Source organism: Micromonospora sp. DT201, assembly GCF_049841575.1.
Classification (GTDB): domain Bacteria; phylum Actinomycetota; class Actinomycetes; order Mycobacteriales; family Micromonosporaceae; genus Micromonospora.
Window position 1 is genome coordinate 335,283 of record NZ_JBNCKP010000005.1, and the last position, 12,499, is coordinate 347,781.

At 68.0% G+C, this 12,499-nt stretch carries 9 protein-coding genes; 8 read left to right on the top strand and 1 reads right to left on the bottom strand.

Annotated elements, in window-relative coordinates; genetic code table 11:
- The first annotated feature begins 396 nt into the window (after window positions 1-396).
- Window positions 397-834, top strand: a complete 438-nt coding sequence (locus ACLQ28_RS13310; protein ID WP_425686527.1) for a nuclear transport factor 2 family protein — start codon at window positions 397-399, stop codon at window positions 832-834.
- Window positions 835-1,212: 378 nt separating this feature from the next.
- Here ACLQ28_RS13310 and ACLQ28_RS13315 read toward each other — a convergent pair whose 3' ends face one another.
- Entirely contained in the window at window positions 1,213-1,584 is a 372-nt protein-coding gene (locus ACLQ28_RS13315) for a nuclear transport factor 2 family protein (protein WP_425686528.1), read from the bottom strand.
- A 554-nt stretch (window positions 1,585-2,138) separates the two neighbouring features.
- Between ACLQ28_RS13315 and ACLQ28_RS13320 the strand changes: the two genes are divergently transcribed.
- From ACLQ28_RS13320 to ACLQ28_RS13350, 7 genes are all read left to right on the top strand, one after another.
- The gene (locus ACLQ28_RS13320; protein ID WP_425686529.1) at window positions 2,139-6,386 is read left to right on the top strand and encodes a beta strand repeat-containing protein; all 4,248 of its coding nucleotides are present in this window, start codon (window positions 2,139-2,141) and stop codon (window positions 6,384-6,386) included.
- A gap of 1,025 nt (window positions 6,387-7,411) precedes the next feature.
- Window positions 7,412-7,822: a hypothetical protein gene (locus ACLQ28_RS13325; protein WP_425686530.1), complete on the top strand. Its 411-nt coding sequence runs from the start codon at window positions 7,412-7,414 to the stop codon at window positions 7,820-7,822.
- 805 nt (window positions 7,823-8,627) lie between these two features.
- Window positions 8,628-9,176, top strand: a complete 549-nt coding sequence (locus ACLQ28_RS13330; protein ID WP_425686531.1) for an RNA polymerase sigma factor — start codon at window positions 8,628-8,630, stop codon at window positions 9,174-9,176.
- 1 nt (window position 9,177) lies between these two features.
- Complete coding sequence (locus tag ACLQ28_RS13335) at window positions 9,178-10,215, top strand: CU044_5270 family protein (RefSeq protein WP_425686532.1); 1,038 nt, start codon at window positions 9,178-9,180, stop codon at window positions 10,213-10,215.
- A gap of 155 nt (window positions 10,216-10,370) precedes the next feature.
- Window positions 10,371-10,748, top strand: coding sequence for a hypothetical protein (locus ACLQ28_RS13340; protein WP_425686533.1), 378 nt, complete (start codon window positions 10,371-10,373; stop codon window positions 10,746-10,748).
- Window positions 10,720-11,559 (top strand): DUF4253 domain-containing protein, encoded by an 840-nt coding sequence (locus ACLQ28_RS13345; protein ID WP_425686534.1) that lies wholly within the window; start codon window positions 10,720-10,722, stop codon window positions 11,557-11,559. Before ACLQ28_RS13340 ends, ACLQ28_RS13345 begins: the two co-directional genes overlap by 29 nt.
- Window positions 11,560-11,698: 139 nt before the next feature.
- Window positions 11,699-12,349: a hypothetical protein gene (locus tag ACLQ28_RS13350; RefSeq protein ID WP_425686570.1), complete on the top strand. Its 651-nt coding sequence runs from the start codon at window positions 11,699-11,701 to the stop codon at window positions 12,347-12,349.
- The last annotated feature ends 150 nt before the right edge of the window (window positions 12,350-12,499 follow it).

The window sequence follows — 12,499 nt, forward strand, 5'->3', positions numbered from 1 at the left end:
ACCTCCACACCGCGCCCGAAGTTCTCACCGGCGCTGGGCGGGGCCGAGGGCTTTTTTGCAGGCCCTATGGATCCGACCGCCTCGCCGGTTCGCGCCGGCCGTCGGAACGGATCAGTGCTGGAAAGAGTTGATCGATACTTGCGACTGTGCGTCGCCGTTCAGGCGGCGACACCCGTCCTAACACCTGGAGCATCAATTCCACCAGCAATGCGTTGACCAGGGCCCTCCGCTCGGTGACCTCTTCGGCCGACCCGAAGGAGTCAGCGTTGGCATTCTCTGCAGAGGCGGGGGCGGTGTCTGCTCATGCCGATGGCGGGCACACGACTGGCCGCGCTGGCGAACGTGACGACCGATTCCCGCCAGCACATCTGGACGTTCTGAGCCAGAGTGATCGTCATGATCACGTCTTCGACAACGACCGCTCTGTCCGTGCTCAAGGGGATGTACAGGGCGGAAGCCGAGTACTTCGCCGCCGGTGGTCCAGGAACCGCGGACTTCGCGCCGCTCGCACCGTTCTTCTCTCAAGACGTCGTGCTGCACCAGGCGAATGCCTTGCCGTACGGAGGCATCTGGCGGGGCCATGAAGGCATGGAGCGGCTCTTCTTCGCAATGAGCCAGACGTGGGAGATCTTCGACATGGTGGAGCAGGGCTTCCTGAGCAGTGCCAGTCCACTCGTCGTGCTGACCCAGGTCCACGCGCGATCCCGGTCCACCGGGAACGAACTCGACTTCCCGATCTTGCAGACGATCACCGTGGAAAATGGGCAAATCACCGAGGTGCATCCGTTCTACTGGGACACCGCCGCGATTGCGAATGCCTGCTCACCGCAATGATCGAGCCAACGAACGCCGTTCGTTGGAACGTACGCTCATGGCACCCCTTTATGTCAAGGCCCCGCTGACACCAGGGGTTTAGGGTGGTTGGTGGCGGGTCCGGGAAGTGGCTTGTCCGAAGGGCCGATGTCGGGGGCGTGTATCCGCATTCCTCCGGGCCGGGTGGGTGCGAAGGCGCCGGCCCGGCACTTTGCGCGCACCGTGGCAGCGCAGCGTGCAAGCGGGACGGGGTCGGCGCGGCGAGCGGTGCCCGCGGGTGCGCGCAGCGGCGCCGGAACTCCAGCGCTGGCCCGCGGACCCCGGTCGACGCCGAGTGTGGCACCGCGACCCGGGTCCGCGGGCTGGACGTAGTGGCCGCCGAGTGCGGCCCCTGCGCGGTCAGCTGCCGGCGGGCACCTTGTCGAGGAAGCCGTACACCGCGGACAGCCGTCCGTTGTCGTCGGCCTTGACCACGTCGAAGCCGACGACAACGGGCTCAGCCGCACCGGCCGGGGCGAGGTTCCAGGTGAAGCGGGCGACGTCGTGGTGGGCGTCGACCGCACCGGCCAGGACGAAGGTCATGCCAGTGAACTGCTCCCGGGCGGCGCCGATCAACGTGTTGATCGCCTCGTGCCCGCTGACACTGGCCAGAGGGTCGGTGTAGGTCGCGTTCTCGGCCCAGACGTCGCGGATCTTTTCGGCCCGCCGCGAGGCGTCCGGCTCGTTCCAGATGTCGAGGTAGCGCTCAACGGTATTGGCGAGGTCACTCATGACTGCGACTCCATCTCTGATACGGAAACCATGCCGTCGTTCACGTGACCCGTGGAGATTCGCATTCTGGCCGGCGCACCGTCCATTACGCGCCAGGTAATACGTTGGCCCAGACCAGTCAGCGCCCTGTCACGCGGTCGTCAGCACTCAGGGGCACCATGGTGCGCGCCGAACGGTGGATCATCCTGGCAGGGTGACCATCAGCTCCTTGCCGGGCAACGCCTTCACCGAGTTCCGAGATCCTTTCAGCCGGCACCTTCGGCGTCACGGCTCCGCTCAACCGCTGGCTCCCCGCCTCGGCCAGGGACCCCAACCGCACGGGCGAACCGTCAACTTCGCGACACTCGGAGCGCGGGCGAAGAATTGCCGCTCGCTGATTGCCGTTCACCACGCCTACGATCCGCACAGGACTGAACTTCTCCCGCGAAATTGCTTAAGAATTGTGATCGTATTTCACTTACCGCACGTGGCAGGCGGCGTAATAGCTGCTGTAAAAAGCTGCGGCGTAAGGAATCCGTGGACCCATTTCGGCTTTCGAGGAAAGGTGGCGCGGCATGTCGCTCTCACGTCGTTTCCGAATGTCGACGGCCGCCGCCACGGTGGCCCTGCTGACTGCCGGTGTGCTGGTCCTGACGCCGGGCACCTCGCTGGCGGTGGGGTCCACGCTGTTCAATCAGCCCTTCCACAACAACACCGCGAACGGCGTCGGCGCGGTCATGCTGCCCGACACGTCGCTCGTACCCGGAAGTAACGTCGCGTGCCTCACCGCGGCCGGAAACTCGACCATCGGCCCGCTGTTGAGCTGTCCGACGTCCACCGATGCGCAGGGCGCCGGGAAGTTGCGGCTCACCTCGGCCACGGCCAACCAGATCGGCGGTGTGTTCAGCGCGGTCAGTGTGCCGACGTCGCAGGGCTTGGACATCACCTTCAACACTTACCAGTACGGCGGCAACGCCGACGGGCTGGCCTTCGTGCTGGCTGCAGTGGACCCCGCCAACCCCCGCTCGCCGGCGGTCATGGGGCGTGGCGGAGGGTCTCTGGGCTATTCCGCGGCCTTCAACGGCAACACCCTGGGCCTGTCCAACGGCTACATGGGTATCGGCTTCGATGTCTTCGGCAACTTCAGCAGCAGCAGCTATCAGGGCAGCGGTTGCACCAACCCGCCCTACATCTCGACGACGGGAAGGGTGCCCGGGCAGGTGGTGGTACGCGGACCAGGCCGCGACAGGGTGGGCTACTGCGCGATCAACAGCACCGCGACGACCACCGCGTCGCCGCCGTTGGCGCTGGGTGCGGCGACCCGGGCTGCCTCGCAGGTACCGGTCCAGGTCGTGATCAATCCGACGGGCGCCGCCTTCACCACCGGCTCCGGTATCAGCGTGCCGGCCGGCGAGTACCGGGTCCGGTTCACGCCGGTAGGTGGGGCGGCGGTCACCCTGTCGGGGGTCCTGCCAACCGTCGCGGCCAGTTTCTACCCGTCGCCCACGTGGGTAAATGCGAACGGGATCCCGAGGCAGCTCGCTTTTGGCTGGGTCGCCTCCACCGGTTCGGTGTTCGCCTTCCACGAGATCGACAATGCCGCGGCGACCACCTTCACCGCGGTGCCGGATCTGAACGTGACGCAGACCAGCTACACCGGACCCGCGCCGCAGCCAGGTGACCCGGTCAACTATTCGATCACCGCCGGAGTCGACCCCGGCGTGGCCGAGACCGCACCGATCTCGGTGACGCAGACGGTGCCGACCGGTGTGGTTCCACTCGGCGCCTTCGGCAGCGGCTGGGTCTGCGGCACCCCGGTCGGACAGAGCATCACCTGCCTCAACAACAACGGGCCCTTCGCCGCGGGCAGTTCCCTGCCGCCGATCTCGGTGGTGGCCATCGTCACCGGAGCCGGAGTGACGCCCGCCCTGATCCAGACCGCGACGGTCGCGACCTCGTCATCCACCGACGCCAACCCGGGGTACTCCTCGTCCACCAGCCCGGTCGCTCCACCCCCGACACCCAGCGGAATTACCGTGACGCCGGCGCTGAGCTCCGTCGCCGGGGGCATCCCGGTCACCGTCGGCGGCACCAACATCGCCGGTGCGACGGCGATCGAGATCGGCACCACCGCCGAACAGCAGGCCGGTACCCCGGTGACCCTGCTGCCCTGCCAGTCTGGGCCGGCCGCCGGCTGCTTCACCGTCAACGGTGACGGCACACTGGCCATCTCTTCCATGCCCGCGCGCGCGTCGGCCGGCACGGTCAACGTCACCGTCGTCACCCGTGGCGTCGCCGCCTCGACCAGCTACGTCTACGCCTCCGCGCCGGCAGCACCGGCGGCACCGACCGCGACGGCCGGCATCACCAGCGCCACCGTGACCTGGACCGCGCCCGCCGACAACGGCAGCCCGATCACCGGCTACGTGGTCACGCCGATCCGCAACGGGACAGCCCAGCCCACCCAGTCGTTCGACGCGAGCACGACCACCCGCACCCTGACCGGGTTGACCGCCGGCGCCTCGTACACCTTCCGCGTCGCCGCGGTGAACGCCTTCGGCACCGGCGCGAACAGCGCGCCCTCGAATGCCGTCATCCCCTACACCGTTCCCGCTGCGCCGACCATCACGGCGGTCAGCGCCGGAAGCAACGCCGCCACCCTGAGCTGGAACGCCCCCAGCAACGGCGGTTCGGCGATCAGCAGCTACGTGGTCACCCCCTACATCGGTGGGGTCCCCCAGCCGGCGCAGACCTTCCCCAGCGGGTCGACCACCCGCACCATCACCGGACTGACCGCCGGAACGACATACACATTCCGGGTCGCCGCAACCAACGCCGCCGGCACGGGTCCCGCCTCCGCCGCATCCGCGCCGATCACCATCAACGCCTCGCCCAGCCTGAACTTCCCACCGCCGCCGCCCGGTGAGGTCGGCGCCGCCTACAGCGACCAGCTCACCGTCACCGGTGGCACCGCACCGTTCGCCTGGTCGATCAGCGCCGGCTCGCTACCGCCCGGGGTGACGCTGAACCCCTCCACCGGACTGCTGTCGGGCACTCCCACCACCGCCGGCAGCTACTCGTTCACCGTCCAGGTCACCGACGCCAGCGACCTCACAGCGAGCCGGGCCGCCACGATCGTGATCGCGCCACCGCCCACCCTGACGTTCCCGCCGCCGCCGGCTGGTGAAATCAACGTGGTCTACAGCGAACAGCTCACTGTCACCGGCGGCACCGGACCCTTCACCTGGTCGATCAGCGCAGGGGCGCTGCCGCCCGGCCTGTCCCTCAACACCAGCACCGGTCTGCTCTCCGGCATCCCCAGCGCCGCCGGCACCTTCTCGTTCACCGTCCGGATCGTCGATTCGTTCGGGCAGAGCGACACCCGACCGGCGACCCTGGTCATCCGTCAGACGGCCACTCTGGCGCTGACCTCCTCGACGACCACCGCCACCTTCGGCACCCCGGTCACCTTCACCGCCACCGCAGGGCCGGCACCGGCCACCGGAACGGTGACCTTCACCGCCGTCTCCAGCACCGGGAACACCGTCACGCTGGGCACCGTGCCACTCTCGGGCAACGTCGCCGTACTCACCGTCGCCCTGCCGGCCTTCAACACGAACACGGTCACCGCCCGCTACGGCGGTGACGCCACCCATGGCACCGCCACGTCGAACGCCGTCGCCGTGCAGGTCTCCGCGACCCTCGGGGAACTGATCATCGACCAGTTCCGGTTCTCTGGTCCCGGCGGGGCCACTGACCAGTACGTCCAGCTCTACAACACCGGAGCCGCGATACCGCTGGCCGGCTTCACCATCGCGTCCGCCACCGGTGCGTCGCTGACCCTGCCGCAGGACGCTCCCACCCTGCCCACGGGACGGTCCTACCTGGTCGCCGCCACCGGGTACTCGCTCAGCACCGTGGCCAGCCCGGACCTGAACACCGGCAGCCTCGGCGGCGGTGGCCTGAAGATCAGCGCACCGGACGCGGCCGCCACGGTCACCGACGCCGTCGGCTCCACCGGCGCCGGCTTCTACTCCGGTACCCCACTACCGACCCTGACCGGCGTCCCCACCAACCAGTACGCCTGGCAGAGACTCACCACCGCCGGCCGACCCGCCAACACCCAGAACAACAATGCCGACTTCAAGCTGATCTCCAACACGGCAACGCCGGTTGGCGGGGTTCCGTCCGCCCTCGGCGCTCCGTCACCGCAGAACACCGGATCGCCCTACCAACAGAACGCGGTGCTCCAGTCGACGCTGCTCGCCCCCACCGTGGCGGCCACCGCCACCCCGAACCAGACCTACGTACCGGGCACCGGCGGCAACCCCGGCACCTTGACGGTGCGCCGCACCATCACCAACCGCTCGGCCACCGCCACCATCACCACGACCCAACTGAGAATCACCAGCCTGAGCGAGGCCAACGGCGCACCCCGACCGGGCGTGCCCGTCCAACCCGCCAACCCCGCGCACCTCAGGATCGTCGCCCCGGCGACCCCCACCAGCAGCGTCACCATCCCCGGCGGCGCAACCGTCACCGTGCAGAACCTGTCCGTCGACCCTTCGGCCAGCGCGCTCGGCGGCGGCCTCGGCAGCACCCTCACCGTCCCGCTGCCCGGTGGCACCCTGGCCCCAGGCGAGTCCGTGCACGTCGCGCTGACCTTCGCCGTCGACCAGGGTGGACCGTTCTGGTTCGGCTACAACGTCGATGCGCTCAGCACCGAGCCGGGCCTCGCCAGACGAACCATGGCGACCGTGCCCGGCCATAAGACCCGCATCGCACCGCCGACCCAACGGGCCGGCGCCGCCGGCCGGATCTGAATCCAGCCAGGCGTCTCCACCAGCGAGAAATGCACCCTCATTGCCAATACCCAGAGAGAAATGCAAGGATATGCCCGTCTCTGCCATGATTGTAGGTGGTGAGCACGAGCGCGAACTTCCTCGTGCTCACCACCGCATCGACCGCAGAGATGGAACAGGGAAGCGCCAGTGAATATGCCTCGCACGATGGAAGACAACCCGCGGGCAGGGTTTCCGGTGGACCGAACGGATCATCGCTACAGCCGACCGCTCATCAAACGGCTCGGCACCCTCGCCGAACTCACCAGGGGCGGCACAGTGGGACCGGACGACGGACTGGGCGGCGCCGGCGGCGACGGATCCCTGTGAGCGGTGGCCGCAGTGCCCCGACCCGACTGTTGGCTACGCTGCTTGGCCGGATAGCCGCAGGAGAACCCGCGCGTGTAAACCCTGACAGCCGGCCCTGGTCTGACTAGAGAAGAGGCGAAATCTCTTCTCGTGCAAAGCAGGTTTCAGTACGGCTTTGGCACTCATTTTGTGAGTCGTGCTCGCTGAGGGTTCGGCTTGGGTGCCAGGCTGGAGATCATCGTGGCGTTGCTTCCGCATCTGGTTGGCCTGCGGTTGGAAGCGGTGGTGGTCGCGGCGTCGGGGTCAGGATCGACGCGGCGACGAAGACGGTGCGGGCTGCGTGCGGGGCCCGCGGCCTCTGGTCGACGACTCTGCATGGTTGCTATGTGCGGCGTTTGGCCGACGTCAGATTGGGTGGCCATGAGGTGCTGGTCGCGTTGACGGTCCGCCGGTTCACCTGCGTCAACGTTCGGGTGTCGGCGGCGGACGTTCGTCGAGCAGGTGCCCGGGTTGACCCGCCGGTATGCCCGTCAGACGGTCCTGGCGGCGGGTGATCTGGAAGCGGTCGCGGTTGCGTTGGGCGGTCGACCGGGTAGCCGGTTGGCGCATCGGTTGGCGGTGTCGGTGTCGCGGATGACGTGGCTCGGACGATCCGGCGGATGCCTGACCCGTCACCGGTGACGCCGACGGCGTTGGGTGTGGACGACTTCGCCCGCCGTCGTGGTCACCGCTACGCCACCGTGCTGCTCGACATGCATACCCGCCGGCCGATCGACGTCCTGCCCGACCGCACCGCCGACACCCTCGCCGTGTCGGCGGGCGTCGGTGATAGCGACGTGAAGCCTGCGGACCTACCGATCGAAGCGGAACTCGTCGCCGAGATCGAGGGCTGGGCCGCGGAGCACCTGGCTGTGCTCGCAGAATGGCCGCACGTGGGCGAATTCGAGTCTGAGTGTCAGGCCGAGGTGTTCGTCCGGCAGGGTGAGCAACTTGTCGCTCGGCTACAAGCCGAACTCGGCGTCGAATATCAGGTCGAGTACATGCCCGAGCCCATCCACCCACCCGGCGTAAGGCTGTCCAGCCGCCACAGGCAGAGTTTGCCACGCTAAGCGAGGCAGGGCTCCGGCCACGATGAACCGCCAGCCACCGTCTCGGCCGACACCAACTGGGCTCGGCGGGCGGTCCGGTGCGACGTCAGGACCGGGGAGCAGTTTGGGAGCAACAGGGTGCCCTGAACGGCGTTGAACTGCGCCCAACGGCGTGTGAACGGCACTCAACTGCACCCACCCCGACCTGCGCCTCCACGTTCTCCCAGGTCAGATCGGGTGCGGCGTCCTATTTCACAGCGCAGTGCTCCGCGGATCTGCGGATCACTCGATGGCGCTCTATGTTGCCTGGCGGGGGAGTGTGCGCAGGTCAAGGCGGTAAGGAGCCGCTGGTTGGCCTGGCCTTGCAGCTGGGAGCAGATTGGGTGCAGGTTGGCGAAGTGGTCACCGCGCCCGAAGTGCTCACCGACGCCGGACAGAGACGAGGGCTTTGACCTGCGGTGTTGCGGTCGATCGGCGCGTCGTGACCTCCCAGTGGATACCGAAGAGGTCAAGCCTCCAGCCTCCCGACTGGCTGGTGCCGGCTGTTGAACTGGGGCCTGCCGGTGCCAATCACGAGGCCAGCCCACATCGATGTACGGCTCTGGCTGTCGTCGCGGTGGCGTCGGTGCGGATCCCGCGAGCTGAGACCCAGATCCCACTGGCGAACCTCTGAGCAGGGCTTCCTGAACGGTGACCTCTTCGGCGGGCCCGAAGAGGTAGGACCGGGGCCCGCCTGGTTGAGGCGGGCGGTGCCAGGTCGGGTCGTTCCTCCGCTTCGACGCGTGACGTTGTGGCTGGTGCCGGACATAAGCACGTAGGGGGTGTGATGGACGCTGCGAAGGAGCAGTTCACCGAGTTGTACGAGTGTCATCACGGTGACGTGTGGCGGTACGTCGCTCGGCGGGTGGGTGCGTCTGACGTCGGTGATGTTGTCGCCGATGTCTTCCTCGTCGCGTGGCGGCGTCTGGACGATGTGCCGGTCGGATCGGCGTTGCCGTGGTTGTACGGGGTGGCGCGTCTGGTGTTGGCCAACGAGGCCAGAGGCCGTCGGCGGTGGCAGGAGCTGACGGTGCGGGTGGCGGCGGAGCCTGATCAGGCGGTGCAGGTGGATCACGCGGACGGTGTTGTCAGCCAGCGTGACGTCGCGGTGGCGTTCGACCGGTTGTCCGCCGGTGACCAGGAGATTCTGCGGCTGGTGGCCTGGGAGCGGTTGGCGCCGACCGAGGCGGCGGCCGTACTGGGTCAGTCGCGGGCGACGTTCGCGATGCGGCTGATGCGGGCCCGTCGTCGGTTACGAAGGCAGCTCACCGTTGCCGGGGACGGGGCGGGGCGGGCGTCGAGCGTAGCGCCGTCGATGTCGAATTGGGGTGGATGACATGAATGCCGTGGATGAGGTGCGTCAGGTGTTGGGCGGCTTGGACCCGGCCCTGACCGCCCCGCCGTGCGATGACAGCCGTCGCGGGCAGGATCTGGCTCGTATCCTCGCCGAAGACCGCAGAGCAGGCACCGTCAGGCGAACAGTGCCGCGACGTCGGCTCGTGCTGGCCGCGGCCGGTGCGGTGGTCGTGGCGGTGGCCGGTGGTGGGGTGGCGGTTGAGCTGTACCGCCAGCCGGAGCCGGCCTATGCGGCGACCCCGGTGATGCTGACCTATGGGCCGCCGGCGACTGCGGAACCGGCTGGTACCCGGCTTCGGCGGCTGGCCGCCGTGGCGGCGCAGCAGCCGATGCCGCCGCGGGCTGCCGGGACGGTGGAGCACCTGGAGTCCACGAACTGGTTTCTGAACTCCTCCATCTCCGGCGGCAGGACCGTATCCGCTGTGGTGCCACAGCAGTGGCGGTCCTGGCGGACCGACGACAACGCGGGCCGCATGGTCCAAAAGGATCTGCCGCCGATCTTCCGTTCAGACGCTGACCGTAGGCAGTGGAAGAAGTGGGGCGGTCGGGCCGAGTCGTCCGAGGAGGTGCACGACTACGCCGCCGGGGAGTTCTACAGCGGCTTCCGCGGTGCGGTCCCGACGGACGCCGCCGCACTGCGCGGTTGGCTGAGGGCAGGTGGGTCCGCGCCTCAGGCTCCGGTGCAGTACTTGGAGGACGCCGCTCAACTCGCCGGGGTACGGCTGTTGAACCCGGCCCAGCGCGCAGCGGTGCTCACACTTCTGGCTGACCTCCCGGGCATCACGGTCACCGGCACCGTCACCGACCGCGCCGGACGCACCGGGGAAGCCTTCTCCATCACCACCGACGCTCACGGCCTGCCCGCCCAATACACCGTGATCGTCGATCCACGTTCCGGTGCGCTGTTGGGATACGAGGAGGTGCTGACCACCGCGGCGGGGAAGCTGAACGTAACGATCCCCGCGGTGATCACCTACCGCTCGTACCTAATAGCTGAGTACGCCGCCGCGCCACGCTGACACCAGTCGTCGGCGCGCGTGAAGATCCGTGTAGGTCAGTGGTAGAGCACCCCGCTAGGGACCGGGATAGTTCGGCCTTGTCGGCTGGTGCGGCCGAGGCGTTCGCCGTGTTGAGCAGAGCCGAGGCTGAGTGGATCTTCGGCCAGGCTGGTCACATGGTTCACTACGGCGCGGACATCAACCCGCTGGAGGCTTTGATGCATATGATCTCGGCCGTCCAGCGCGGTGAGACTGGGGAAGATGCCCGAGTTGGGCCTGGTGATGAAGTACGCCTCGTGGGCGAGCTGCCAGAGAGTCTTGCCGGGTATGACGAGACGTGGCTGCGCCGAACTGTGTTTGTCGTCCGGCACGTCGGTGGGGATGCGACGGTCGACGTGCAGTCGGACCTGACCGAGGATTTGCGTTATTGCGACGGTGTCTGCCAGCGGCGTGATGCCCTTGCGGAGGTCGAGCGCCCCGTAGGGTCAGGTGGGGCGGGTCGGTGGCTGGAATTACCGTGCGTGTATGGCTGCACGGATGGACAACGCGAGTGACGTCGCATCTGCCCTGCGAGGGACCGCCCTGCGGGGCCATCCCGTCCGGGAGGGACTCGGCCACACCTTCCTGGTGGAGGATGTCGATCCTGCTCGGCTCCTCGAGGCTTGGCGGGCGGCTCATACGGCCATGCCAGCTACCGGCCGATGGCCCGTCTTCACGTTGCCGGGCGACCTCGACCACGAACCGGACACTGGTGAGATCGCTGATCTGGACCTGGCAGCTCGGACGCTGGACCCCTGGCTGGTGTATCAGCGATACGGCAGCGATGCCGTCCAGGGCCAGGCTGAGGTTGAGGGCTATGTTCGAGCGTTCCTGGGTGGCGACATGGTCGCTGCGGCACTCGGGCAGCTGACCCTACCGACCACCTCGACGGCGCTGCAGAGGTGGACCTATGACACCCTCCTCGCCGACCCGGATCTCGCCTCTCAAGCCTTCCGCGGGTCCGAATACCTTGTCGGCACGAGCAGATGGCACACCTGGCCCGAGGTGCAGCTGGTGCTGCTGCCCACGACGTCGCAGTGGCTGGCCCCCGGCTGGGTGCCCTACTTCGGAGCGACCCGCGACAACGGTATTCCGGCGTTGGCAGCGGCCATGTGGCAGTGGGAGCAGCGGTGGGGCGCCTCCCTCATCGCCGCCTGGGGCACCATGCTGCAGTTCACTGCCCAACGCCGGCCGCACCCGGGCTCGCAGGCGTGGGAGCTCGCCGGGCAGCACATGGCCGTCGGTGGCAGCTTGCAGTGCGAGCAGTGGCAACTCGCGATCGCGCTTACCCAGGGCGACGCATGGTTCCTGCACGACCGCCCCTGACCGGTGCCTCATCATCACCGACCGTTGGCCGGGATTGAGTCGTTCGGTGCCGGCGGTCGTCGCTGAGACGGCACCCTAGGTGGTGGTGGCCTGTGCCTGCGGCATGATGCTCTCGATCAGCTAAATTGCCGGCGTGGAAATGCAGATCCAGGTGCTGGAAGGTGTGCTCGTCGAGACCCCGACGGCCGACGCCAGAGGCATGGACCGGCGGGCGTTCGGCGAGTTCGTGGGGCCGCACGGTGAGCTGGCCTCGTACGCGTTCGGCTGGACCACCGCCTCGGACCCGCACGTCGCCCGTCTGTCCGTCGGGATTGGTGCCGGCAATCCTGGGGGCGGCACCTTCCACGCCGTCATCTTCGCGAAGGAGGGTGGTCACGCGTTCTCCCTCGTCGACGAGCCGTTCGAGCGGGTCCCGCAGGGCGGCCCGGACCTGACCGCGGAGCAGTCGCGTGCCCACGAGGACCTGCCGTTCGTCTGGTGGGTCACGGACCATGTCATGCAGCACGACCGGCGAGCCTGGTGGATGCGGCACTGGCTGCTGGGCACCGTCTGTATCCAGACCCCTGAGGTGTTCGAACGGCATGAGCCTGTTCTGTTCGTCAGTCACGACGCGGACGACGGAGTCTGGCAGTTGATCGGAGCCTCCGACGCGAGCGGCAGCAACGGTAAGGTCGGGCACTTGCACCATGCCGTCGACGAGGACCCCAGCCTGATCGATGTTCTTGACCTGCCACGTGGGCGCAGCGTGGAACGCGCGGGCGTAGGAAATCCCTGGACCGGCCACGTCTAGCCCGATCGAGGACTCTCCCACCGTCTTTCGGTCACAGCCGCAGGGAAGCGGTGTACCGGTAGCCCGATCTGCCGCTGTCCGAGACCGCTGTCCGGCCGATACGCAGCAAAGGCCATTCGCCTGTGCAGAGCACCATCAGGGTCCCGCAGG